The 26,052-nt window shown below is 61.5% G+C and carries 15 protein-coding genes; 5 read left to right on the top strand and 10 right to left on the bottom strand.

The genetic code is table 11. The features are described 5' to 3' along the window. The first annotated feature begins 191 nt into the window (after positions 1–191). Positions 192–974 (top strand): DUF421 domain-containing protein, encoded by a 783-nt coding sequence (locus tag DTI93_RS05155; protein WP_081562378.1) that lies wholly within the window; start codon positions 192–194, stop codon positions 972–974. On the opposite strand, the gene DTI93_RS05150 is transcribed toward DTI93_RS05155, so the two are convergent. Both DTI93_RS05150 and ssb read right to left on the bottom strand, forming a co-directional pair. Next, on the bottom strand, positions 975–1,628 hold the full coding sequence (locus tag DTI93_RS05150) for a hypothetical protein (protein WP_219811875.1): 654 nt from the start codon (positions 1,626–1,628) through the stop codon (positions 975–977). Positions 1,629–1,712: 84 nt separating this feature from the next. Further along, the gene (gene ssb, locus DTI93_RS05145; RefSeq protein WP_043558983.1) at positions 1,713–2,279 is read right to left on the bottom strand and encodes a single-stranded DNA-binding protein; all 567 of its coding nucleotides are present in this window, start codon (positions 2,277–2,279) and stop codon (positions 1,713–1,715) included. Between the two features lie 137 nt (positions 2,280–2,416). On the opposite strand from ssb, the gene uvrA reads away from it, so the two are divergent. The 4 genes from uvrA (at position 2,417) to DTI93_RS05125 (ending at position 8,678) form a co-directional block, all read left to right on the top strand. Further along, entirely contained in the window at positions 2,417–5,353 is a 2,937-nt protein-coding gene (gene uvrA, locus DTI93_RS05140; protein ID WP_249079862.1) for an excinuclease ABC subunit UvrA, read from the top strand. A gap of 14 nt (positions 5,354–5,367) precedes the next feature. Beyond that, complete coding sequence (locus tag DTI93_RS05135; RefSeq protein WP_043558985.1) at positions 5,368–5,706, top strand: multidrug efflux SMR transporter; 339 nt, start codon at positions 5,368–5,370, stop codon at positions 5,704–5,706. Between the two features lie 3 nt (positions 5,707–5,709). Further along, entirely contained in the window at positions 5,710–6,258 is a 549-nt protein-coding gene (locus tag DTI93_RS05130) for a DUF2946 family protein (protein WP_249079860.1), read from the top strand. Between the two features lie 239 nt (positions 6,259–6,497). Then, complete coding sequence (locus tag DTI93_RS05125; RefSeq protein WP_408902104.1) at positions 6,498–8,678, top strand: TonB-dependent receptor; 2,181 nt, start codon at positions 6,498–6,500, stop codon at positions 8,676–8,678. Between the two features lie 68 nt (positions 8,679–8,746). Here DTI93_RS05125 and DTI93_RS05120 read toward each other — a convergent pair whose 3' ends face one another. The 8 genes from DTI93_RS05120 to DTI93_RS05085 all read right to left on the bottom strand — a co-directional run bounded on the left by DTI93_RS05120 (position 8,747) and on the right by DTI93_RS05085 (position 25,899). Further along, positions 8,747–9,691 carry a rhodanese-related sulfurtransferase gene (locus DTI93_RS05120; protein WP_103765638.1) on the bottom strand — a complete coding sequence of 315 codons (945 nt, stop codon included), beginning with the start codon at positions 9,689–9,691 and terminating at the stop codon, positions 8,747–8,749. 109 nt (positions 9,692–9,800) lie between these two features. Beyond that, positions 9,801–11,321 (bottom strand): autotransporter strand-loop-strand O-heptosyltransferase, encoded by a 1,521-nt coding sequence (locus DTI93_RS05115; RefSeq protein WP_081562380.1) that lies wholly within the window; start codon positions 11,319–11,321, stop codon positions 9,801–9,803. Then, the gene (locus DTI93_RS05110) at positions 11,318–12,487 is read right to left on the bottom strand and encodes an autotransporter strand-loop-strand O-heptosyltransferase (RefSeq protein ID WP_043558991.1); all 1,170 of its coding nucleotides are present in this window, start codon (positions 12,485–12,487) and stop codon (positions 11,318–11,320) included. The genes DTI93_RS05115 and DTI93_RS05110 overlap by 4 nt, the downstream gene beginning before the upstream one ends. A gap of 70 nt (positions 12,488–12,557) precedes the next feature. Then, positions 12,558–14,381: an AMP-binding protein gene (locus DTI93_RS05105; RefSeq protein ID WP_249079856.1), complete on the bottom strand. Its 1,824-nt coding sequence runs from the start codon at positions 14,379–14,381 to the stop codon at positions 12,558–12,560. After that, positions 14,378–20,890: a type I polyketide synthase gene (locus DTI93_RS05100; protein WP_249079853.1), complete on the bottom strand. Its 6,513-nt coding sequence runs from the start codon at positions 20,888–20,890 to the stop codon at positions 14,378–14,380. The genes DTI93_RS05105 and DTI93_RS05100 overlap by 4 nt, the downstream gene beginning before the upstream one ends. Before the next feature lie 57 nt (positions 20,891–20,947). Next, the gene (locus tag DTI93_RS05095) at positions 20,948–22,525 is read right to left on the bottom strand and encodes a class I adenylate-forming enzyme family protein (protein WP_249079851.1); all 1,578 of its coding nucleotides are present in this window, start codon (positions 22,523–22,525) and stop codon (positions 20,948–20,950) included. Between the two features lie 97 nt (positions 22,526–22,622). Then, positions 22,623–23,582: a glycosyltransferase gene (locus tag DTI93_RS09545; protein ID WP_248630752.1), complete on the bottom strand. Its 960-nt coding sequence runs from the start codon at positions 23,580–23,582 to the stop codon at positions 22,623–22,625. A 103-nt stretch (positions 23,583–23,685) separates the two neighbouring features. Further along, complete coding sequence (locus DTI93_RS05085) at positions 23,686–25,899, bottom strand: protein-disulfide reductase DsbD (protein WP_249079849.1); 2,214 nt, start codon at positions 25,897–25,899, stop codon at positions 23,686–23,688. Between the last annotated feature and the right edge of the window lie 153 nt (positions 25,900–26,052).

The following is a 26,052-nucleotide window of genomic DNA, read 5'->3' as shown; positions in this document are numbered from 1 at the left end:
TGACCTGATTCGGTCTCCGAAAAATTCGATGTCTGTTCTGTTTCCTCAAGGGTAACAGGCAGGAAAAAGATCGCAACATCTTGAAAAGATATTAATGCCCCTTATAGCCTTGCATACAAAGGTGCATCTCCCTTACACGGCAGCAGGGGGACACACGCTGCCCCCTCTTCCCCATAGCAAGGTTCTCCCCGATGCTTCACCAACTCTTTCCGAATCTGGCTCTCAACATCTGGATGTTCCTGAAGCTGGTCACCGGCTTCGCCATCATCATTGCTTATCTCAACATCTCTGGCCGCAGCCAGGTCTCCCAGATGAACGCCATCGACCTCGTCGGCAACTTCATCCTCGGCGGACTCGTTGGCGGCGTCCTTTATACGACCAACATATCCTTCCATGAATATGTCATCGCCCTGCTCATCGGGGTTGGTATCCTACTCACCCTGACACGCTTCTGCAGAAAAATCAACATGTTCAGAAACGTGACCATCGGCAGGCAGATTCCGATCATCAAGGATGGCCGCTTCCTCATGGAGAACATCCGTGACAAGAACAACAAGATCGACATGCTCAACATTGCCTCCCAGCTCAACATCCAGGGTATTTATTCCTTTGATGATGTTTACTTTGCCCAGATCGAGCCGAGCGGCGCCATTACTGCCATCACGGACAAGAAAAAACTCCCTGCACTGATCGTCTATTATGACGGGGTTGTCCGTGCTGATGACCTTGAAGATGTTGGCCTCTCCGAAGAAGCCCTTATGGAAGACATGAAAAAGCGGAACATCGAAAAACTGGAGGACATCTTCCTGGCAGAGATCAAGGATGGCCAGTTCCGTTACGTGCTCATGGATGGTAACGTCATCCCGCACACACGGCATGATGACCGGGATGGTGCACCAAAAAAGGCTCCTCACAGCCCCGGTGCGGCAGCGGCCCTGGCCAACGGCCTGACAAGCCCGCAGAAGGGCGGCTGATCAAAACAGCCAGTCCCAGAAATTTTCCCACCAGCCGCCCTTGAGCCTGTCCCGACAGGCATCATACTGCTGCTGATACTGCCGGGCACGGTGGCCCACCTTGCGGGCCACCGTCACCAGCCATCCCTTGCTGGCGTAAGTCCGGCGACGGTACCCCGTCCATCCCTCATGATAAGCCAGATACTGCCTCGTGGCGTCCGTAACGGGGATGCCATCCACCTTCCGGCTGTTGGTGATATACCAGTTCATGAAATTGAGAGCGTCGGCATAATCTGTCCGGCTGCCACCGGCGCCAGTCTGCCGCTGGTAATCACGCCATATCTCGTTCTTGGCCTGGGCATAGCCGTAAGCCGTACTGATATGCCCCCACGGAATGATCCAGAGTATGTAGGTCCGTCTGGTCCGTGCATTGGCCCGGAAACTTGATTCCTGATTCATGATGGCCATGGGAACGGATGCAGGAATGTGCCATTTGGCCTCCTGCCGCATGGCTGTGTGATACCAGCTGCGTTTTTCCTGAAAAATGTCGCAGATATTATTGGGATGCTGCGGGGGCGTTGCCGCACACCCAGCCAACAGGCCTCCCGCCGCAACCAGCACGGCACCAGCCTGCACCCGCCACCTTACGGCACGCCTGCTCCCCGTTCCGCCCATGTCCCACCCGTTCCCTGCCTGCTGCCTGCCTGTCCTGCACGACCCGATGGCACCCACCGGACCGTGCCTCATGAAAGGACAGGGTCAGAACGGAATCTCGTCATCCAGTGCCTGATCACCCTGCCCGGAAGAACTGTCCCAGCCAGCACCGCCACCGAAGTTGCCACCCTGCTGACCACGACCACCGGCACCGCCACGGCCCGCCGGAGCGGACCCGCCACCAGCCCAGTTGCTGCCGCCATCACCATAACCACCGTCATAACCATCATCACCATAGCCGCCGCCGTCACCACCGCCACGCTGGCTGTCCAGCAGGACAAGATTGCCACGGAAGCGATCGATCACAACCTCGGTCGTGTATTTCTCCACGCCCTGCTGGTCCGTCCACTTGCGGGTACGCAGCTCGCCTTCGATATAAACCTTGCGGCCCTTGCGCAGATAACGTTCCGCCACATCACCGACACGCTCGTTGAAAATGACGACACGGTGCCATTCCGTACGGTCACGCCGCTCTCCTGTATTGCGGTCGTTCCACGTATCGCTGGTAGCGATAGCCAGATTGACGATCTTGCTGCCGGACTGGGTGTTCCGGACCTCCGGGTCACGCCCGAGATTTCCCACCAGAATGACCTTGTTTACGCTACCTGCCATGCGTTTTTTCCACTTCTCTCAAGAACTTTTCATTGCCACGGTTCGATTCTGGCACCGTGTACCCATATTGCCTATATTGCACAGATGGACCGCCCGTGCATCCATACCTGCCACAAAGGCCGTAATGAGGACATAGCGTGACAGACACAGCCCGCCCTGCCAGCACAAGCCACATCATCGTCCGTGGTGCCCGTACGCACAACCTGCGGAACGTCAACGTCACCATCCCCCGGGACAGGCTGACCGTGCTGACGGGCCTTTCCGGCTCCGGCAAGTCCTCCCTCGCCTTCGACACCATCTATGCCGAAGGGCAACGTCGCTATGTGGAGAGCCTCTCCGCCTATGCCCGCCAGTTTCTGGAACTGATGGGCAAGCCGGATGTTGATTCCATCGAGGGCCTCTCCCCGGCCATTTCCATTGAGCAGAAAACAACCTCCCGCAATCCACGCTCGACGGTCGGCACGATCACCGAAATTCACGACTACATGCGCCTGCTCTGGGCACGGGCGGGTGTTCCCTACTCCCCGGCTACCGGCCTGCCCATCGAGGCCCAGAGCATCAGCCAGATGGTGGACCGTGTGGTGGCCATGCCCGCCGGCACACGGCTCATGCTGCTGGCCCCGGTCGTGCGGGACCGCAAGGGCGACTGTGCGAAGGAACTGGCCGAGCTGACCCGCCGTGGCTTCGCCCGTGTACGCATTGATGGCACGCTCTACGAGATCGGCGACGCCCCGAAGCTGAACCGCAAGACACGCCACAACGTGGATGTCGTGGTGGACCGTGTGGTGCTGAAGGACGGTGTGGAAACCCGGCTGGCCGACAGTTTTGAAACCGCCCTGGACCTCTCGGACGGCTTGGCCTCTGTCGAGGAAGTCCTCCGCAGCGGGGAAGACCGTGAGCCGCTGAAGGCCTCCTTCTCCTCACGCTATTCCTGCCCGGAATCCGGATTCATGCTGGAAAGCGTGGAACCCCGCCTCTTCTCCTTCAACGCCCCGATGGGAGCCTGCCCGACCTGTGACGGGCTGGGTACGGAAACGCATTTCGACCCCAACCTCATCATCCCCGATGACAGCCTGACCCTGCGGGAAGGCGCCATTGCCCCGTGGCGGAATGAGCAGGACCCGCTCTTTGACCAGACCCTCGCCGCCCTGGCCCGCCATTGCGAGGAAACGCTGGGCACCCCATGGAACAGGCTGAAGGACAGTTCACGCCAGTTCCTCCTGCATGGCGGGCCGGAAGCCGTCAGCATCCCCTATCAGGATGGCAAGGGGAAGACGCACACCATCCACCGGCCTTTCGAAGGCATCATCAGCCATCTGCAACGCCGTCTGGCGCAGAGCAGCAGCGTCCATGTCCGGGAGGCCCTGGGCCGGTACCAGTCCGCCATGCCCTGCCCGGCCTGTCACGGTGCCCGCCTGCGGCCGGAAGCCCTCTGCGTGAAGGTCAATGACAGCAACATTGCCGAGGCCTCGGATCTGACCATCAGCGAGGCCCTTGCCTGGTTCAGCACCGTGGAGGCCAGCCTGACACCCCAGCGGGCCGAGATCGCCCGGCGCATCCTCAAGGAAATCACCGAGCGGCTGCATTTCCTCGACCGTGTGGGGCTGGACTATCTCACCCTCTCCCGCAGTTCCGGCACGCTCTCCGGCGGGGAGAGCCAGCGCATCCGGCTGGCTTCGCAGATCGGCTCCGGCCTGACGGGCGTCCTCTACGTGCTGGATGAGCCCTCCATCGGGCTGCACCAGCGGGACAATGCCCGCCTGCTCACCATGCTGGAGCGGCTGAGGAATCTCGGCAATACCGTCCTTGTCGTGGAACATGACGAGGATGCCATCCGGCAGGCGGACTACCTCATCGACATGGGGCCGGGAGCCGGAACACAGGGCGGGCACGTCATCGCCTGCGGCACGCCGGAAGAGGTCGCCCAGAATCCCGACAGTCTGACGGGCGCATGGCTGGCTGGCCGCCGGGGCATCCCCGTCCCCGCCACCCGCCGCAAGAGCAGACGCTGGGTGAGCATCCACGGGGCAAAGGGAAACAACCTCAAGAATGTCAGCGTGAAGTTCCCGCTCGGCACCTTCATCGCCGTGACGGGAGTTTCCGGCAGCGGCAAGTCCACACTCATCACCGACACCTTCTACAAGGGGCTGGCCCGGCAGATCATGAAGTCCGCTGCCGTCCCCCTCCCTTATGGACGGCTGGAAGGCACCGAGCAGCTCGACAAGATCATCGAGATCGACCAGTCCCCCATCGGGCGGACACCCCGCTCCAACCCCGCCACCTATACGGACCTCTTCGCCCCCATCCGGGACTGGTTCGCCGAACTGCCGGAGGCCAAGGCACGGGGCTACAAGCCGGGACGTTTCTCCTTCAACGTCAAGGGAGGGCGCTGCGAGGCCTGCCAGGGTGACGGCGTGCTGAAGATCGAAATGCACTTCCTGCCGGATGTGTTCGTCACCTGCGATACCTGCAAAGGGGCCCGCTACAACCGGGAAACGCTGGAGATCAAGTTCAAGGGCAAATCCATTGCCGACGTTCTGGCCATGACAGTGGACGAGGCCGTGCCGTTCTTCAGTGCCGTGCCCCGCATTGCGGACCGTCTCTCCATCCTCCAGCAGGTGGGGCTGGGCTATGTGGCCCTCGGCCAGCAGGCCACCACCCTCTCCGGTGGTGAGGCCCAGCGTGTGAAGCTCGCCAAGGAACTTGCCCGCCGTGCCACGGGCCGGACCCTCTACGTGCTGGATGAACCCACCACCGGCCTGCATACCGAAGACGTCCACAAGCTGCTGAATGTCCTTCATGCCCTTGTGGAACAGGGCAATACGGTGCTGGTCATCGAGCACAACCTTGATCTCATCAAGACGGCGGACTGGGTGATCGATATCGGGCCGGAAGGCGGTGCAGGCGGTGGGCAGGTTGTCGCCACCGGCACGCCGGAAGACATTGCCGCCTGCAAGAAAAGCCATACCGGGCAGTTCCTCGCCCCCATGCTGGCCGCCGGGAAAACAGGCCCGGCACCAGCCACGCCGCAGCAGGATACCGGCAGGGAAGGTGGCAGAAAAAAGAAATCCTGATATAGGATGTCGCCATGACGCCTTTTCTTGCCTGGCTCTTCCTGTTCGGGGCCATCCTGCTGGAGGTTCTGGCAACCAGCCTGCTCAACATCTCCAACGGGTTCCGCAGGCCCCTGCCCACCATCGGCTCGCTCCTGCTCTATGGAGCGGCCTTCTTCTGTCTGGCACAGGCCCTCAAATGCGTCCCTCTTGGCATCGCCTATGCCGTCTGGTGCGGGGTGGGGATCGTCTGCATCGTCCTCATCGGCGTGACCATCTTCCGTCAGCCCCTGTCCCTGACGGCCTATCTGGGCGTGGGGCTGATCATGCTGGGCACGCTGCTGGCCTGTCTCTCCGGTGGAGTCCGGCACTGACCCATGATGGCTCTCTCCACCCACGGCCTGATGACCTCTGCCCTGTTCCGCTGGACGCCGCTGCGCCTCCTCATGGTACTGGTCATGCTGCTGGGATTCGGGGCACAGACCCTTCTCACGGCCGCCAGCCTGCCCGATGAAAGCCCCCGGGCCGCCATCCTGCGGCTGACAGGCATCGACATCGCCCCCCACCAGCCAGAGGCTGAACCTGCCGCCATCATGCCGGGCATGGATCATGCCACCATGAAGCAGGGTGCGGAGCCACAGGCGCACTGCCATCCCCACAGCCCGACAGCACCATCAGCTCCCCTGCTGATGGACCATCATCATTCTGGCGGGCACCACCATCACGGGCTGGACTGTCCCCTCTGCCCCCTGCTGGACCATGTCCTGCTCGCACTGACCGTCCTTGCCGTCCTGCTGAGCTGCACCCGGCTGGCCCGCCAGATATGGCAGGCGGTTCCTCCCGCACAGGCACCGCCAGAACCGACCCGCCAGCGGCCACCGAGCCGTGGGCCACCCGTCACCATCCTGAGCCACGCATCCGCCTGACCGGCCCGGCCTGAAGAAGGCTGCGTGTCGGCCTTTCCGCATGTTTTCTTCAGAATGGATGACTCTTGTCTATTTTTCCCCGTTGCACGGGTGGACGTATCGTGCGTCCGGCCCTGACCACCCTGTTTCTGGGAGGTGTGATCCTGCCAGCCGGACAGGCCACCGCCCAGACCCTGCCAGCCTCCGGCTCCTCCCTCCCCGGCCATGGGACCACGACCAGCCCCCCGGACAGGCCGCAGATGTCGCCCATCCGGCAGGTCCCCACCTCCCTGAAGCCTGGCCAGGCCCCAGCCTCCTCCAGCAACCGACCGGCTGAAGAGATCAGCGTCACAGCCATCCGACGCCCTTTCACGCAGGCAGCCGACACGGCGGCCCTGTTCCGGGACGTACCGGGTTACAGCAGCTACAGAACAGGTGGCATCGCCAGCCTGCCCGTTCTCAACGGCATGGCGGATGACCGGGTCGCCACATTCGTGGACGGAATGCCCCTGATGGCGGACTGCCCCAACCACATGAATTCTGCCCTCTCGCAGATCAGCCTTGATGAAGTGTCCCACAGCGTGGCCATTGCCGGGATCACGCCTGTCAGCCTCGGCGGAGACAGCACGGGGGGCACCATCTCCGTGGAACGGAAAGACCCGCAGTTCGCCCGGGAAGGCAACATCCTCGTGACAGGCGATGGAAGAGAAGACTGGCGCAGCAATGGCGGCGGCTCCGGTGCCGGTGGTTCCATCACGGTTGCCAATGACATGCTCAGCCTGCGCTACAGCGGCTCCTACACCCATGCCAGCGATTACACCGCCGGAGGGCGTGGCGGACGGGTTCTCTCCAGCAGCTATCTCAGCTTCAATCATGATGTGACGGCGGGCCTGAAACTGAAGAACCATCTCTTCAGCCTGACATTCGGACAGCAGGACACGCCCTACGAGGGTTTCCCCAACCAGTACATGGACGAGACCAACAACCGCTCCACCTTCGTGAACGGCAAATATGTGGGCACCTTCGGCTGGGGGACGCTGGAGGCCCGGGGCTACTGGCAGCGTGTGACCCATGCCATGAACATGCTGGCCGACAAGGGCGGCCACAGCGCCACGACCGGCATGCCCATGAACAGCGATGGCCGGACGGCAGGCTACAGTCTGGTCGCCACCATGCCGCTTGGGCGACGCCATCAGCTCAAGATCGGCAGTGCCTTCAGTCATGATGGCCTCAATGACTGGTGGCCGCCCGTCATGGGCAGCATGATGATGGGGCCGGGCACGTTCCACAGCCTGAACGGTGCCCATCGGGACCATCTTGGCCATTTCATCCAGTGGAATGCCCAATGGACGCCCCGCCTCTCCACCGAACTCGGCATGCGCAGCGACGTCATCATGATGAATACCGGCCCGGTCTCTCCCTATCAGGGCCTCTCCTCCATGAATGACATGGGAATGGGCAGCATGGGCATGGGAGGAATGTCTGGCATGAACATGATGAGCATGGGCCACATGTCGGATATGGGTATGTCCGGCATGGGTATGTCTGGCATGAACATGGGCAGCACCAATCAGGCGGCCGCACGTGCCTTCAACAGTGCCCGCCGGGGCCGCACGGATGACAATTTCGATGTCACAGCCTTGGTGCGCTACAAGGCCAGTGCCTATCTGAACATTGAGGGCGGCTATGCCCGCAAGACACGCTCCCCCAACCTGTATGAACGCTATGGCTGGAGCCGGGACAGCATGACGGCCCGGATGATCAACTGGTTTGGTGATGGCAACGGCTATGTCGGCAACCTGAACCTGAAACCTGAAGTCGCCAACACCACCAGCGTGACATTCCGCTTCCACGATGCGGATGACCACCAGTGGGAGGCCATGATCCAGCCTTTCTACACCTACACGCACAATTACATGAACGTCGTGCGCATCGGTGCCCTGTCACGGGGTTTCAACCTGCTCCAGTTCGCCAACCACAATGCCCAGAGCTACGGCATCAACGCCTCTGGCCGGACGACCCTGTGGGACAATACACACTGGGGCACGGGGGAACTCTCCGCCACTCTGAACTGGGTGCGGGGGCAGGACTTCAAGACCCATTCGGGACTGTACCAGCAGATGCCGCTCAACGGGACCATCCGCCTGCATGAGCATTTCGGCCCGTGGCACGGCATGGCGGAAGTCGTGCTTGTCAAAGCCAAACATACGGTGGACTGGGTCCGCAACGAGCCCCGGACACCCGGCTATGCGCTGTTCAATCTCGGAGCCGGGTATCACTGGTCCCGCTATCTTCAGCTGGATGTGAGCCTCGACAACCTGCTGAACCAGCGTTACGCCCTGCCGCTGGGGGGCCGGGCCGTCAGCACGGCGGGCAGCCCTCCCGGGGCTGTTCTGGGCATGGGCCGGTCCGTCAACCTGACCCTGCGGGAACATTTCTGAACAAGATGGAGGCGTCACCCCGTTTCGGGGGACGCCTTTTCCACGGCAGACCGGGGCTGAAAAGCCGGTCAGCCCTGCGCCTCATCCCCCAGATGGGCCTGTCCCCGTTCTGCCGCCAGCTGCGCCTGACGCTGGCGTTCACGGTAACGCTGCCGCTGGGCATCCGTTCTCTGCCCGTAACAATGCGGGCAGCTCACGCCTTCCTCATACTGGGGCGACTCCTTGTCTTCCGCACTGATGGGCGCACGGCAGGCATGGCAGAGGTCATACCTGCCCAGTTTCAGCCCATGCCCGACCGACACACGCTGGTCGAACACGAAACATTCGCCATCCCACAGGCTTTCTTCCTCCGGAATCTCTTCCAGATATTTCAGGATGCCGCCTTTCAGATGGTACACATCCTCCACCCCTTCCTGCCGGGCAAAGGCGGTAGATTTTTCGCACCGTATGCCCCCCGTGCAGAACATGGCGATCTTCGGCGTGCGGCCCTGTGCCTCCACCTCTTTCCGCCAGTTGCGGAACCACTCCGGGAAGGCACGGAATGTCTTCAGGTTCGGGTCCACGGCACCCCGGAAAGTGCCGATGGCCACCTCATAGTCGTTGCGTGTGTCCATCACGACCGTATCAGGGTCAGAGATCAGGGCATTCCAGTCCTTCGGCTCGACATAACGGCCAACGCAGACATGGGGGTCAATGTCCGGCTGCCCCATCGTGACGATCTCTTTCTTCAGCCGCACTTTCATCCGCAGGAAGGGCATCGTCTTCGCCCGGGACTTCTTGTAATCGAACCCGGCACAGCCCGGCAGGCTGTCGATGTAGGCCAGTACGGCATCGACGCCTGCATCAGGCCCGGCGATCGTGCCATTGATGCCCTCACGGGCCAGCAGCAGGCTGCCTTTCACGCCCTCCTTCTGGCACAGCTCCAGAAGGGGCTGGCGCAGGGACTTGTGATCCTCAAACGCCGTGAAATGATAGAGGGCGGCCACGCAGACCGGCAAGGATGTATCTGTCATCAGTCAACCATTCTCGCAAAGAAGGAACCTGACCGCCCTTCTAGCAGGCTGACCAGCAGATGGCACCCTCCGGCAGACAGGAGACGCTGCCGGGCCGCCACTGGAAGGCTCAAAGCTCCCAGTACACCTCATGCCTGTGCTCGTAATGCAGATTTCCCTTCACCATGGCGACCCGTTCTGCATCATCAGGCCAGGGTTCCCCGGCGGCCACAGCCGGTGGCACATAGCCATGATCCCTGCACAGCTTCTTGATGACGGACAGTACATACGATGTGCTGATGTTGCGTGTACATTCAAACGCCTTGTCCGTCCCTTTGTGCCGGGGGCAGAACAGATGATCGTCATGCTGGAAGGGCGTCCGGATATCGTGCCAGCAACTGTTGCAGCCATGGTTGCTGAACACCCGGTACGGCGTATGGAACTCGTTGATCGGGTCCGTAAAACCACTGATCATGATGACAGGCGTACCGGTAGCCCAGGCCAGCCATGACAGGCCGGAGGACAGACCGACAAAAAACTCGGCATGTTTCAGCCAGCGGGCCCGTTCTGCCAGCGGGCGCTCCCCTGTTTCATCCTCCACGCCATTGGGTATGTGGTTCCAGGTAATATTGTGCCCGACCACCGGGTCCTTGTCGATACAGATGACCCGATACCCCATCCTCTTCAGATACTGGACCGTATCCAGCCACCCGAATGGATTCTGCCACATCTTGCAGGCACAGGAAGCCTGCACGGCCACCACGACATAAGGCTCCTCGATCGGGCGGGTATCAGCCTTCTCGATGACCACCTTGGGGCGAATCTCTGTTGGATCCACGCCAAGAATCCACCCCGCTGTCCTATGCAGGCCAACGGCACGGAAGTCCCGCGGCTGCCAGGCCTGTTCCACATCATGAAAGAACAGCCCGATGTAATAGGTGGCGTAGAATTCGTCCTTCACATCCGCAAATTCCTCTTCCTTCAGGAAGCGGACATGCGGATAGGCCGGCCCCATGAGGTCGATGATCACCTCACTGGTCACGATGGTCATTTCACAGTCATGATCACGCCCGAACCGGTCGGCATAAGGGACCCAGCCCAGCGGATCCCCCAGAGTGCCTGTCGGCATAAGGACAGCGACCTTCTTGCCCCGTGCATCATATTCGTGCGTCCAGACAAGCGTTTCACCATCGAACAGTTCGATCAGCACGTTCATGAAATACTTTTTGCGGGAGGAAACATATTCCCCACCAACCTTGCCGTCATACAGGCAGGTATCCGTATCCATGTCCCAGAAACGCAGCCGCCACTGCTCACCCTCCGGCACCTTCACCCGGACGCCGAAGTTGAAATCATACCGAAGGCCGTGGTCACCTTCCTGCGTCGGCTCCATGGCGGGCGCAGGAAAAGGCAGATGGGGCAGCCTCTCGATGCCATCGTCCTTTTCCTTCAACGATCCCGCATCACCTGCCCCGGATGGGACAGATGGCAGCTCCGCGGCGGAAAGAGAGGAGACAACAGACTGTTGTTCCCCCTGCTCCTCCAGGCCAGAACCTGCCGTCTCCTCCGTAAAGGGCAGACGTGATGCCGAGGAAGGGGCCTTGAGAGCGACGATATCCTGAAGAACACGTTCCGTTTTCTTTTCAGTCATTCTGACAGCTCTCCAAAACCCGGAATCCGCTCAATGGCCTTTTTGACCTGCGTAAAGGAAATCCCGCGTGAACACTCAAACATCCTCTCCGTGCCTTTATGATGAGGACAGAAGAAAGGATCCTCCGCTTGCAGGTCGATGTTCACATCATTGGCACAACCATTGCAGACATGCCTGTTGATGACACGGTATGGCGTATAAAACTCGTTATATGGCTCTGTATAACCACTGATCATGACCACCCGGGCTCCGGCTGCCCAGGCCAGCCATGACAGACCGGAGGATGTCCCCACAAAAAACTCGGCATGTTTCAGCCAGCGGGCCCGTTCTGTCAGCGGGCGGGGACCTGTTTCGTCCTGAGCACCATGAGGAATGGTCCGCACCGCCGTGACAGGGCCTGCCACACGGTCTTTGTCAATGCAGACCACCTTGTATCCCTTCTCCTTGAGAAAGCGGATCAGATCATACCAGCCACGGGGATTATTCCAGTATTTGCTCAGACCCGAGGCCTGCGCCCCGATGCAGACATAGGGCTCCTCCATCGGGCGCCCGCCCGGATCCACCACAATACGTGGTTTCCTGTCCTGCGGTGGCAGTCCCAGAATGTAAGCCCCCATATGGGAAAGACCCGTCTGCCGATAATCGTTGGGCTGACAGGTGAATTCCCTGTCCCCGAAGAAAACCAGAACCCTATACCGTGCGTAATATTGCCTGTCGCCCACGTCCTCTTCATCAATGAAGCGGATATGGGGATAAGCATCCTCAAAAAGGGAAATCAGAGCCCCGTTCACAAGAAAGCTTGCCCGGCAGCCATGCTCCTCCACAAAGGCGGCGGCCTGTCCTACCCAGGCAATATGGTCTCCCAGCCCGCCCAGCTGCATCACGATGAGCACTTCACGGTCCTTCAGGTCGCAGACATGGGTAAAGACCTCGCTGCCATCCTTGCAGACGGTGATCTCGAACCGGACATAGTAACGCTTGAGGCTCTGCACCATGCCGGACCCGTTGATCTCCTGAAAGAACAGGACAGTATCCGTATCCACATCACGCAGGCTGACCGTCCAGCGGGCCCCCTCCGGCACCCAGACACGACAGCCATCCATGAAATCATACCGGATGCCCTCGGGGCCAACCTGTGTCAGAACGACCCTGTCATTATCACTCATGGCCACACACTCGCATACATGCCTTTCCTTCTCCCCCGGGCGCCTCTCCACCCGTCACCATCATAACCAATCACAGCGGCGTCTTTCCCCAGGCCAGAATCTCGACCCTCTCCAGTGCCTCCTGACCAAAAAGCTGCTCTGCCACGATGGGCAGGCGCCCCGCTGCAAAAGCCCCGGCTGTAGCCGCAAGACGTATCTTGCCACTTGGCGTGCGAAACACGCCGCCCTGCCGCACCAGAACACAGCGCAGCTGCCGGACCGGGCAGACCCGCCCTATGGCCTGGGCCATGTCGGCCAGAAGCCTCTCGTACCCCGCCACCTGCCTTGCCTGTGCCAGGGACAGCTCCCCCATGACGCACAACACGCCCTCATGCCGGAAAACCGCCACACTCCGGCTGGTAAAGACAGGACAGGCCTGCCGGACAGCCTGTGCCAGATCATCCGGGTCATAGCGGTGGTCACCAACAGGGAGGCTGTTCTCCATGCGACCTGTCACGAACAGATGCCCCTTCACAAGAAAGCCTGAATCCCGGCTGCGAAACCAGGTGCGACCATCCGCCCCCGTGACGAAACGTTCCCTGTTTTCCTGCTCCCGGTTCAGATACCCCGGTGTCACGCAGGGGCCACTCAGCCATAGCTCGCCCACCCGACCATCCGGCAGGCTGTCTCCCGTCTCCGGGTCCACGACAAGAACGGCGTGTTCCTCAATCACACGGCCACAATCTGCGAGAACACGCTCGTCATGCTCATCACGGGGCGGGCCGACCCGCCCTTCTGCCAGCCCGGCACGGGAAAACGTGGCAAAAGACACGCCCTCACCGTCCCGGCTGTCACCGGTGATCATGAGGGTTGTCTCAGCCATGCCATAACCCGGCCGCAGAATGGACGGCTTCACCCCGAGCGGCCCATACCGGCTGAAGAACCGCTCCACCGTTCCCCGTTCGATCATCTCCGCACCGATGACGGACTGTGTCCAGCAGGAAAGGTCCAGCCCTTCCAGGGCGGAATCCGGGACATGCCGGGCCAGAAGCTCATAGGCAAAGTTGGGACCGATGGAGAAATTGAGACGGTACCGGTCAATCGCCTGCACCCAGCGCTCCGGACGGGTGATGAAATGCTCCGGTTTCATCAGCCACGTCGTGCCTCCCATCGCCACGCCGAACATGAGACTTACCAATCCCATATCGTGCGACAGAGGCAGCCAGACCAGCCCACGCCGGCTGAGCCAGAAGTCACTGCGGATGGCCAGCAGATGCAGGTTCGTCCCCAGATTGCGGTGCGTGACCTTCACACCACGGGGCCGCCCTATGGAGCCGGACGTATATTGCACAAGCGCCGTATCATCCAGGTCTGCCGCATGGCGGCGCTGGAGCGGCTCGGCACTTTCAGCTCCTTCAACGGGAATCCACTTCACCTTGCGGGCACGGCCCGCCGCCTGCCGCCGAAACCCCATCAGGGTCTCCCGTGGCCCCAGAACGGCGACCGCACCGGAATCCTCCAGAATGTCAAACAGGCGGTCCACACTGCCCACCATGCTGGGATACACACCCAGCACAGGCACGGTATTGGCATAAACACAGCCAAAAAACCCCGCCACAACTGCCGCCTCATTCTCAAAACAGAGCAGGACCAGCCCCCGCTCCGGCACAAAACGGCTCACCAGTCCCGCCACCCGGCGTGCCCACTCATGCGCCTGCCGGAATGTCAGGGCCGCAGCAACCTCCAGCGTCTGGTCCAGTGCAACGCACTGAAGCTCATCAGGCCGCTCCTCCGCCCGGAAGCTCAGCATCTCATCCAGTCTGCTTTCGTACCTGTCCAGTATGCTGAACCCATTGTCGTAATACTCGACCACATAACCGGACTGGCGGACAATATGGCATGTCCAGGGGATCATGCTTCCCCTCCGACGGCCTGTGCCCCTTCCAGAGCAACCGTGCCCCCCTGCTGGGCCATCACTACCGCCTGACGCAGCAGGCTGCGGGCCATTTCGAGAATGGTTTCGTTACGGGCCAGCAGCACGAGGGACACATCCACCCCAAACTCCGACCGGATGGCTGTCTGAAGTTCCACGCCGGCGAGGGAGTCAATCCCCAGCTCGGAAAGGCGGGCACTGTCCTCGATCGTCTCCGGCTCAACCTGCAACACGGAGCCAAGCTGCTGTTTCAGACGGAACAGGACATAATCCAGACGCTCATTTTCCGGCATGCTCATCAGCAGCTGGACCGAGCCCGACATGCCTCCCTTGAGGCTTTCCTGCTGCAACAGCGTAAAGCGTGCCGAAGTTTTCAGCCAGGCCAGCGCCCCGAACACCTGCGCCCAGTTGAGGTCCACCAGAGACACGTCACTGCGGTCCACGCCATAGAGCACCGGCAGATACGCCAGAGAGTCCGCCGCCATCATGGTTCTGATGCCAGCGACATCAAACATGCGACCGGCAGCATCACTCTCGGTCAGCATCCCCACATCCCCAATGGCTCCCCAGCCCACCGCCATGGCGGGCAGCCCCTGCTGGCGCCGGTTTTCAGCCAGGGCATTGAGGTAGCTGTTGGCTGCCATGTAGCTGCTCTGCCCCAGATTGCCGATCTCTGCCGTAAAGGAGGAGTACAGCACGAAATGGTCCAGCTCCAGCCCACGGGTGGCATCATCCAGCGCCTGGGCCCCCAATACCTTGGGTGCCATGACATGGGCGACATTCGCCGCATCCATCCTGCTGAGAAGCTGGTCATCCACCACACCGGCGGCATGGAAGACACCCCGCAGCGGCACATCATCCCGGGCCAGTTTCCTGACCAGACGACGCACAGCCTCCTGATCCGTCACATCCAGACGATGGGTCACCACCGCACCGCCAACACTTTCGGCCAGCTTCTTCAGCATTGCGATGGCCTGTTTACGCTCCGGGTCTTTCGGCAGGGACCGCCCTGCCAGATGCAGCACCCCTGCCCCCTGGGACAGAAGATATTCTGCTGTCTTGAGGCCAAATCCGCCCATGCCACCAGTGATCAGATACGCCCCCCTGCGGCTGAATCCCGGCTGAACCCGCGGCAGCGGGCGGGCCTTGAGGCCGCTCATGTCCTCATAGGAGAGCATGATCTTGCCTATGTGCCGGGATGACATGAGATAGCGGAAGGCCTCGGACGCTTCTGCGGCCGGGAAGATGCGTGTCTGCGGGAAGGAGAATTTCCCCTGACGGGCCAGCAGCAGGATTTCGTCCATGACGCCATACAGTTTCCTGTGCGGCATCATCCGATCCATATCGAAGGAGAAATAGGCCAGATTTTCATTGAAAGGCATCAGCTCCAACGCCCGATGCTCCACGATGTCCCGCTTGCCGATCTCCAGAAAACGCCCCATCGGCGCCACGAGCCGCAGGCTGTGGATCATCGCCTCACCGGGCAGGGAATTCAGCACCACGTCGACACCCCGGCCATTGGTGGCCTCACGGATGCCATCCACGAATTCCAGCGTCCGGGAGTCCCAGACACCCGCACAGCCCTGCTGACGCAGATAATCCCGCTTCTCCTGGCTGCCTGCCGTGCTATAGATCACCGCCTTTTTCAGCTGGGCAATCTGGATGGCGGCCTGCCCCACGCCACCAGCCCCGGCATGGATGAGAACACTCTCCCCTTCCTGGAGCTGGGCCAGGTGGACCAGCGTATAATAGGCTGTCACGAACACCAGCGGCAGACCGGCAATCTGCTCCAGCGAGAACGGCAGGGCCTCTTCCGACAGGGGCAGGGCACAATAGGCCAGTTCACTGGCCTTCACGATGCGGCGGGATGCAAAACTGTCGGGATAGACAAGTGCGAGCATGTCGCCCGGCTTCATGTCCTCAACCCCATCTCCAACCGCCTCGACCTCAACCACACATTCCAGCCCGAGCGCATCGCCGCTGAAGGTCCCTTCCGTCACGCTCTCCGGCAGAAGAGACATGGCTTTCAGCACATCCTTGAAGTTGAGGCTGGCCATGCGGGTACGGAGCCTGACTTCGCCCGGACCCGGCTCCGGCACGGCAAAAGCCTGCCATGTGACACCATCCAGTGTCCCGGACCGGCTGGCCTCGAGGCGGACACCGACGGTACCATCATCCTGTCCCCCCATGATCTGCTCCAGCAGAACAGGCTGGGGATCGGGCTCCAGTGGCGGAGATACCAGCCGCTGGACCATGCGTTCCACCATCTCCCCGGCTGGAGCCGCCCCATGGCCAGCCCCGCCATCAGCCTGACGCAGCCAGACCGTATCCTCCGATGTGTCCTCAAGAACGAGTTCGGCCGCAATATCCTCCAGAAAGGCCTCTGTGCCCTCGGCAGGAACATCAACACACCGTACGGCGAGGTCCAGAACACGCTCAGCAGCAGCACCACGAAACAGACCATGGAAGGCCCGCTGGAGCGCCTGCGCCTGCCCATCCCTGCCATAAGCGCCACGGGTCACGATAATGACCGGCAGGCGCCGCTTGCGTGCCCGTGTCGGCACACGCTGGAACAGCGCCACGCAGGCGGCCATATCATCAAGGCACTGCTGGTAATCATCCCCGCCATGCGGGAACAGCACCAACGCCCGCTGTCTGGCGAGGAACGGTTCCTGATCCAGCTGCTCCGCCAGATCAGCCCCATCCAGACGGGAACTGACGGTCAGCTCGGCACCATTATCCTCCAGCAGGTCTGCCAATCCGGCCACCAGTCCATTACCTTCACCCAGCAGAGTGATGGCCAGCGGTTCGCTCAGCAACACCTGTCGCTCCGCACTCATCCAGTTTGGCGCATAGACCAGCCGTGCCGCAGATGACGCCTCATGCCCGCCACGGGCCACACGGCGACAGCACAGGCCCATCACCTCGCAGAGCAGCTCACCCTCCGGTGTGAAAAGCCGCAGATCGGCCACGATCTTGCGGCAGGTCCGCAGGGTTGGCGTCACCATCACATGGGCCCGGGAGACCTTCTGCCCCATATAGCTGATACGCTCGATGGACGCCGGAACGTACACGTCCTTCTGCTCCTCAAACGGGAAAGCCCCGATGAGAGCATGCATGGCACCATCCAGCAGTGCCGGGTGCAGATGATACTCCTCCAGCGTGGCGGCCTGCCCATCCTCAAGGGCAATCTCCGCCACGGAATACCCTTCACCACGATACAGGTGCCGCAGGGTCTGGAAGGTTGGTCCATAATCCAGCCCCATGGCGGCAAAAGCCTCGTAAACCTCTTTCCCTTCAAAATGGGCCGTTCCCGCACACAGGGCTGCGAAATCAAAATTCCTGTTCTTTTCCGATGCTGCACACCATGGAGCCGCCTGAAGGATGGTGGCCTGCCCATGTGTCTGCCAGTCCCCATTCCAGGCCACGGTCTCGCTGTCAAAAACGAGACGGCGGGTCGCCATGTCAAACCGCCACATGACAACCGGTGCCTGCCCCTCCTGCACGACCAGCGGTGTGCTGATCGTGATGTCCTCGATCACGGCCGGAGCTTTGGCCTCCAGCTGGGCATGAGCCGCAAGAGCAGCCTCGACATAAGCAGCCGCCGGGAAGAGCGCCATACCGTGGACCTTGTGGTCCATCAGCCATTCCATGGAGGCCACGCCGATATCAGCCCTCCAGGCACGGCTTTCCAGCAGACTGGGCGCGCCGAGAACGGGGTGGACCTGCGTGTCCAGGCGGTCACGGCGGGAGGCCTCGGTCTCCAGCCACATTTTTCCCCCTTCTTCCCACCGGTAGAAGGGCAGCTCCATCCGCTCCGGCCGCAGGACATGTCGCCAGTCCGGCTCTGCCCCGCTGAGTGTCAGGCGGACAAGGGCCCGCAACAGCCCTTCTGCATCATCCTGCATGCGCCGCAATGTCGGAATGACAGCCACCTCGTGACGTCCCTCCCCAGCACAGCCTGTCACGGATGCCCCCAGCACCGGGTGGGCCGCAAGCTCAAGGAAAATGACGTGACCATCATGCAGCAAAGCCCGTATGGCCTCATGGAACAGGACCGGCTCCCGGGCATTGGCGTACCAGTAGGCACCATCATGCAGCGCCCCATCGTCCCACAACCTGCCCGTAACGGTGGAATAGAGCGGAATCGCTGGAGCACTGGGCTGGAGATGGGCCAAGGAGGACAACATCTCTGCCTCGATCGCAGCCATGTCAGGACTGTGATAGGGCACATCCACCTTCAGGAACCGGGCAAACACGCCCTCCCTCTGGCAGTCTGCCTCCAGCACGGCAAGGTCATCACGGGGGCCAGCCACCGTGCAGGACTCACTGCTATTGATGGCAGCCACAGAGAGCCTGCCACCGAAGGCCTCCAGCCGTTCTTCCAGCAGGCTGCGGCCCATGCCGACAGCCAGCATGGTGCCCCGGCCTGCCAACGTCGCCTGAAGGCGGCTGCGGTGATAAATGACTGTCACGGCGTCTTCCAGCGTCAGTGCCCCACTGACATGCGCCGCTGCCACCTCTCCCACGCTATGGCCGACAATGGCGCCCGGCGTTACGCCATGCCGGGCAAAAAAAGCTGCCAGACATATCTGCACAAGGAAAATGGCAGGCTGGGCAACTTCCGTCTCCTGAATACGGGATTTCTGTTCCGGCTTCAGCAGTTCAGCCCGCAGGGACCACCCTGCCATCTTCATGAACAGTTCATCACAGCGCCGGGCCAGCGCACGAACCTCCGGCGGCCCCTTGCGCAGGAGATGGCGGCCCATCCCCCACCATTGCGGCCCCATGCCAGAAAAAAGGAAAACCGGTTTTACAGCCTCATCCACAACAGCCTTGCCCGTGAACAGGGCCGGATGGGTCCGCCCTTCGGCCAAAGCCTGCAAGGCCTCACGGGCCTGGGGGATCTCATCCTCTCCCCGGGCCGGGAGGATCACCGCCCGCTGCCGGAACCGTGCCCTGTACCGGGCTGCCGAGAAGCAGAGAGCCTCCCACAGGCCATGCCCGGCCTGCCCACCTTCCAGCCGTTCGGCATACGCTTTGGCCATATAGCCCAGCGAGGGCTCCGCAAACGTACTGAGCAACAGCGGCACACGCTGCATGAAACCCGCCGGACGAACGCCTTTCAGCCGATGATCCCGCACGGCCCGACGCTGGGCCACCTTCCGCTCCGCCTCGGTCGGGCGGCGCAGCAGGGCCACGGCATTCGTCCCGCCATAACCGAAGGAATTGACAACCGCATACAGCTTTTCCCGCTCAGGCAGAGCCGTGGCCTCTCCCTGCGCCACCTGTACGCGATACTCCTCGAACGGAATGGCAGGGTTCAGCTCCTTCAGGTTCGCCTGTCCGGGCACCATGCCATGTTCCAGACACAGCATGGTCTTGAGAACAGCCACAGCACCAGCTGCCGCTTCCATATGCCCCAGGTTGGCCTTTACCGAGCCAACGAGAATGCTGCTTCCCTCCGGCTGGTACTGCCCGATGGCCCGTGCAATGGCCTTGGCCTCGATCGGATCGCCAACAGGCGTCCCCGTGCCATGTGCCTCGACATAGGCCACATCCCGCGCTGCCACATTCGCCCGACGCAGCACATCCCGGATCAACGCCTCCTGCGCCCCGGCATCCGGCATGGTCAGAACCGGAGTCCGGCCATCCTGGTTCACACCGGAGCTGCACACGACACCCCGTATGTCATCCCCATCCCGCATGGCATCCTTCAGGCGCTTGAGCATGAGGACCACGCAGCCCTCACCACGCCCATAGCCATCCGCATCTGCCGCAAAAGATTTTGACAGGCCATCCTTGGCCAGAAAATGGCCCTTGGTCATGAGCATGGCCGTCTGCGGGATCACCATGAAGTTCACGCCACCTGCCAGAGCCACGTCACACTCACCAAGACGCAGACTGTTGCAGGCCTGATGCATGGCCACCAGCGAGGATGAACAGGCTGTATCCATGGCAATGGCTGGCCCCTGCAACCCGAACACATGGGCAAGACGGGCCGCATACATGGTCATGCAGGAAGACACCGCCGCAAACTGGTCACGAATCTGCGACTGCATGAAAGGGCTGCCACACTGGACGAGCTGGTCCTGTGTGAAGCTGCCCATGAAAACACCCGTCCTGCTGCCCTCGAGCGTACGGGGAATCACACCGGCATTCTCCATGGCACGCCAGCTCACATCGAGCAGAACACGCTGCTGGATGTCCATCACCATCCCCTCACGGGGAGAAATGCCAAAAAACAGGGGCTCGAACTGATGGTCTTCCGGCCTTACGAAATGACCATACTGCATGGTCGTCTTGCCCGGGGTCTGGTCAACCGGGTCATAGAACCGTCTGCGCCCCCAGCGGTCATCAGGAACAGGCACGCAGCCATCCCGACGCTCCAGCAGAAACTGCCAGAGGGCATCCCTGTCCCCCAGCCCGGCTGGCAGAATACAGCCAACACCAATGATGGCGATTTCATCGGAAGTGTATGTCTGGCTCATGAATGATCTGTTTCCTGTTCCCGGTTGGTCCAGCAGCTATCCTGCATCATGAAAAGGTCAGGCCTGCCCTCTATGCAGCCCACGCTGGATATAGTCCTTCAGCGTCGCTTCCAGCCTGCGTCTGTCCACGTGGCCCTCCTGTGTGCGTGGAATTTCCGGCACCCAGATCATGACGACCGGCGGCAGTGCAGGGTAACGCTTCCGCAGGCGGGCAGACAGGGCCTGCTCATCAAACGACTCATGAGACACGATGGCCGCATAAAACCGTTCCTGCCCCTGCCCGTCCGTCATCATGAAAACACCCACGTCCCTGATCCGTGTTTCGGAGCGCAGGATGTCTTCCACCACCTCCAGGTCGAACTTGGCGCCACCGGCATTTACCAGCGCATCCATTCGCCCCCGCAGGTGCAACCCACCTCTGGCTGACATGAAGCCCCGGTCTCCCGGGTAAAACCAGCCATCCCGGAAGCGCTGTTCCGCTGCCGGGTTGTCATCCACATAGCCCCGGACAACACCACCGCCACGGATGCGGATCTCACCCACCTCTCCTGCCGGTACCCTGTTGCCCCCGGCATCCACGATCTCGACATCCACCCACGGCAGGGGAGCACCGACATCATCCTCACTCCTGCGCTGATCGGCAGGCATGGCCGCCACCAGGCCGCTTTCATCCGTCCCGTACACAACCTGAACATGCGGCGTGAAACGTTCTGTGGTCTCCTTCAGAAGACTGTCGGACAGCCTGCCCCCCACGATGCTGAGATAGATATGGCTCATGGGCCGCCCCTGTGGTGGCAGGGCACGCAGAAGATGCCTGAGATGAACCGGCGTCATGACGATCATGAGGGCAGGCGCCTGCATGACTTCCGTCCCGATATTCTGGGCATCGCTGCTCCGCAGCGTGGTGCCACCTGCAAGGGCGGCCCCCATCATGAGAAACCCGCTCAAGGATTGCGGGCCAACCGTGCAGAGCAGCTGTGGCTTGCCCACCATACGGCTCTGGCCCCTGCCCATGCGGGTAAAATACTCCACCATGTCATGATAGATGATCCGGTGCAGCTGCTCCTCCACCTCACCGAAGCTCAGCTCCAGCAGATGTGGCTCCCGGCCTGTCCCGCTGGCCAGGGCAGCACGGCATGGGGCCGACCGCTCCACAGGGACAGGCGGGTAGTAACAGGACGCATCATCATCCTCCACATTGGCGAGGGCACGGCTGAACCAGTCCTCACCGAGGGCCAGACGCCCCTCACCGGGAAGCAGGCCGCCCGGACCGTGGAGGATGATGAGGTCCGGGCGCAGGGTGGCCAGCTCCTCCTCCGAAACATCCCCATTGGACAGGGAAGCAGATACAAGCCCCAGCCGGCCAAGCGCCAGGGTCAGTGCCCAGTGCCGCCATGTATCGGGGCACTGCACGGCCACACGACAAAGATTAAGAGAGCGCAGCCCCTCCAGCGCATGGGCCAGACGACTGACCGTTGCCTCCAGCAGGGCATAGGACCGCTTCCGGGACAGGCTGCCAAACGCCACCTCGTCCCCTGTCATCCGGGCATTGTAAGCTACAAAGCGGTCCAGCATCGTCTCACCCTCCCAGGCGGCCTGTCGGAAAACCCGCCGCCATCCATGTCTCTCTGACAACCAGAAGACGCCATAGATTAATGAATGTCTTTTATATCGTTAACGAGTGACGAAAACATCCCTGCCGTACAGCTTTTTCCTGCCCCCGGCAGCAGTCTCATCCGCAGAGACATCCATAGACCTGCCGTATCTGCGCACTGACCCTCTCTGGCGCATAGGCCCGGGCCGTACACCGCCCCTGTTCCACCATCTTCAGCAGAGCGGAACTGCCGGAAACATATCCCTCCAGCGCCATGGCCAGGGAGTCCACGATGCCTTCCATATCCTCCGGGGAATGCCAGAACCCGTTCTGCGGCGTGGCGTACTCACGCCCACCACCACCATGATACCCCACGACAAGGCAGCCTGCCGCCATGGCCTCCAACGCCGTGATGCCAAGAGCCTCCATCCGTCCCAGAGCAAGACAGACAGCGGACTCACCCATGAGGGCCGCCACCTCCGCCTCACCCTTCTTTTTCAGAGGGATCCACGGAACGTTGGAAAACTGGGGATACTTCAACGACAGCATGTCACGGAACAGGCAAACATAGGCTGGTATCCCTCCCTGATGGGGCCATTTCCACTCAGCACAAAGGATCTGGAGTTTTTTCTGCCGTGGCCTGAACACAGCTCCATCCACCACGGGCGATGTGACAGGAACAGCCTCCAGTCCCAGCACCCGCTGGATCAGATGCGCTGCCTCCATCCCCGGAGCCAGAACCTGCGTTACGCCCCAGTCCCTCAATTTTTCAACTGATGGCCTGTATGTGAAGAAATAATAGGGATTCTGACAGAAGATGATCTTCTTCCCGGCCATGGGCTGGCGGATCATGTCCGCATACCATCCATCCAGCACTTCGGGAAAAACGACCATATCCTCTTCTGCAAGGTCCTTCACATCCCTGCAGACCAGCGGCAGCATCTCCTGCCCCAACCATGACGGCAAGCCTTCGGACTGCAGGACCTGCGCCTGAAATCCCGCCTGACGGAGCAGGAAAGCGTGGCGGTAGACTGTCTTGATGCCGCCAGAAACGAGATCCCGTGGGAAGCAGTTCAGAAAAATGATTCGCCCCGCCACCAGTCAATCTCCCAGCCCACCACTGCACCCTGCCCACTCCGGGTAGAGAATGACTGGAATATTTACAATTTACTAATGAAAAGTAAATATCATACCTCTGGAATCATTCCTCCTTTCCACGCTTCCCGGCAGGTGAAAGCACATCCAATACAAGGCCGGGTGTAAGAATCTGTGGCAACACCTGCTCCGCTCCCCCAGAAGGATAATACAGGTATAGCGGTACCCCATCACGATCATGGGCCCTAAGAAACGCCGTGATCCGCTCGTCCCGGCGGGTCCAGTCGCCCCGCAGGATGGTCACGCCATGCTGCCGGAATGCCCGCCGGACAGACGGAACATCCAGCGCCACGTGCTCATTGACCATGCAGGTCACACACCAGGAGGCTGTCATGTCCACAAAAACTGGCTGCCCTGCGGCCCTCAGAGCAGCCAGACGCTCTGCCGAAAACGGTTCAATGGTAGGGCCATCCTGTCCCTGTATCGCTGCTCCGGTCTTTCCGGTGGCTGCGACGGGAGAGCCAGACTCATCATCCATCACCACACTGCGCCCCAGCCCGGCAAGACAGACCAGCAGGCACAGCAAGGCCAGCAGGCGGCAGCCCAGCACGAAACGGGGTGCCTGCCCCAGCATGGCCCGCTGCTGCGCCAGCCCGTACAGCCAGCTCCCCAGCCCCAGAAGCACGGCCCCTCCGGCCATCAGCAGTACTGCATCTCCCCCACGCTGAAGCACCGCCACCCAGAGCAGCCACACGCAACTGGCCAGCAAAGGAAAAGCCAGCAGCTGTTTCAGACGTTCCATCCAGCCACCGGGACGTGGCAGACGCTGGGCCAGTCCCGGCACAAGTGCCAGCACGCCATAAGGTGCTGCCAGCCCCAGCCCCATGGAGAGAAAGATCAGCAGGCCAGACCAGATCGGCCCACCCAGTGCTACAGCAATGGCGACCCCCATGAAAGGTGCCGTACAGGGCGTGGCCACGATCACCGCCAACAGGCCCGCCAGAAGATCACTGGCCGGACCATGCCCTGCGGCCATCTGCCCGGCCCGCCCGGCCAGGCGCCCCCCCGTTATCTGGAACACACCCAGCAGATTGAGCGCCATGACAAACAGCAGCCAGCCAACCCCCACAACAAAAGCGGAAGACTGGAACTGGAACCCCCACCCCACGGAAGAGCCTCCATAACGCAGGGCCATCATCAGGGCACCAAGAAGGGCAAAGCAGCCCATGATACCCAGAGTGTAAAAGGCCGCACTCCGCCGGCGTGTCCGCCAGCCAGCTCCCCCCATATGGGCAAAGGAGAGGATCTTCATGGCCAGCACGGGAAACACGCAAGGCATGAGATTGAGAATGACACCCCCCAGAAAAGCCGAGAGCAGGCTGCTCCAGACGGGCCGTTCCCTGTTCCCGGTGGCAGCCACGACGGGAACAGCCGGACTGGCGCCAGACACTGGAACCGCCGTTACCTGAAGGGCCGACCGGCTGCCAGCAGCATCCACCAGCACGACAACGCCAGCCAGCGGTTTCTGCCAGAAAGGCGGATGGGCATAGGAATCCGGCTTCAGTGTCAGAGCCAGCTGCCCGGTCTGGACAGACAGGGGCTGCGGCGCATTCTGGGCGATCACGCCGCCCTCCTGTGGCAGAAACCAGGCCTGCCGCACCGTATCGGGCGAAAGGCCAGCTCCATGCAGGGTCAGCAGACCATCGGGGCCAAGACGGGCCTCAAAGGGGGAAGGCTGGGGCATGGCCGCATCAGCCCGACGGAACAGGGCTGCCTCGGCAGCATCCGGCACAACATCCGAGGCAACAGCAGGCAATGCAAGGGAAAAGACGCCTTTTTCGGGCACGCAGACATCCGCACAGACCAGCCAGTCTGCACGGGCCGTGACCTGCACCGCACCTGCCCCCCGCCCCTGGAGGGGAACCCGCACAGGCAGCAGCACATCCCCCTGGTAGGCATAGGCCATCAACCCGCCCTCTGGAATGCGCTCCGGCACGGGCCATGCGACCGTGTCCGTCCCGCCGGACCGGCTGCCACTCACCATGACATGGACATGCGGCGCCTCACCGGCATCACCGGGATTCTGCCAGTATGTGTGCCAGCCGGGCTTCAGCTGGAGCCTCAGCCCGACCCGCAGCGTGCCCCCTTCAGCCTGACTCTCCTCCTGCCCAACAGCATCCACCGCACTGACAAGGGTAGCCGTTGTATGGCTGGTCACGACCGGTGTGCTCTCCGCCGCCCGAACAGGAGAGGCCAGAAAGACCATCCCGCTCACCATGGCAAACACAGCCATCATCATCCTGCCGATATGCCGCGCCATCCGCTTACCCTCCCTTTCATGATTGCCAGACAGCCCCGGAACCTGTCCCCGTACCCCGGGCAGGCAGCACTGGCCCATAGCATTGGCCCATATCCGTCTTAAAGACATAATTGCTGCCTACCGTCCCCAGTTCACTCTTTCACAGACCATGAT

The organism is Parasaccharibacter sp. TMW 2.1884 (assembly GCF_023337695.1).
Lineage (GTDB): Bacteria > Pseudomonadota > Alphaproteobacteria > Acetobacterales > Acetobacteraceae > Bombella > Bombella apis.
Note: the sequence above shows the minus strand (reverse complement) of the source record. Positions and strands in the feature narration are given on the sequence as shown.

Excerpts from the sequence above, each read along its gene's own strand:
- DTI93_RS05155 (WP_081562378.1), top strand. The coding sequence starts at position 192 with ATGCTTCACCAACTCTTTCCGAATCTGGCTCTCAACATCTGGATGTTC.
- DTI93_RS05150 (WP_219811875.1), bottom strand. The coding sequence starts at position 1,628 with ATGGGCGGAACGGGGAGCAGGCGTGCCGTAAGGTGGCGGGTGCAGGCT.
- ssb (WP_043558983.1), bottom strand. The coding sequence starts at position 2,279 with ATGGCAGGTAGCGTAAACAAGGTCATTCTGGTGGGAAATCTCGGGCGT.
- DTI93_RS05135 (WP_043558985.1), top strand. The coding sequence starts at position 5,368 with ATGACGCCTTTTCTTGCCTGGCTCTTCCTGTTCGGGGCCATCCTGCTG.
- DTI93_RS05130 (WP_249079860.1), top strand. The coding sequence starts at position 5,710 with ATGATGGCTCTCTCCACCCACGGCCTGATGACCTCTGCCCTGTTCCGC.
- DTI93_RS05125 (WP_408902104.1), top strand. The coding sequence starts at position 6,498 with ATGTCGCCCATCCGGCAGGTCCCCACCTCCCTGAAGCCTGGCCAGGCC.
- DTI93_RS05120 (WP_103765638.1), bottom strand. The coding sequence starts at position 9,691 with ATGACAGATACATCCTTGCCGGTCTGCGTGGCCGCCCTCTATCATTTC.
- DTI93_RS05115 (WP_081562380.1), bottom strand. The coding sequence starts at position 11,321 with ATGACTGAAAAGAAAACGGAACGTGTTCTTCAGGATATCGTCGCTCTC.
- DTI93_RS05110 (WP_043558991.1), bottom strand. The coding sequence starts at position 12,487 with ATGAGTGATAATGACAGGGTCGTTCTGACACAGGTTGGCCCCGAGGGC.
- DTI93_RS05105 (WP_249079856.1), bottom strand. The coding sequence starts at position 14,381 with ATGATCCCCTGGACATGCCATATTGTCCGCCAGTCCGGTTATGTGGTC.
- DTI93_RS05100 (WP_249079853.1), bottom strand. The coding sequence starts at position 20,890 with ATGAGCCAGACATACACTTCCGATGAAATCGCCATCATTGGTGTTGGC.
- DTI93_RS05085 (WP_249079849.1), bottom strand. The coding sequence starts at position 25,899 with ATGGCGCGGCATATCGGCAGGATGATGATGGCTGTGTTTGCCATGGTG.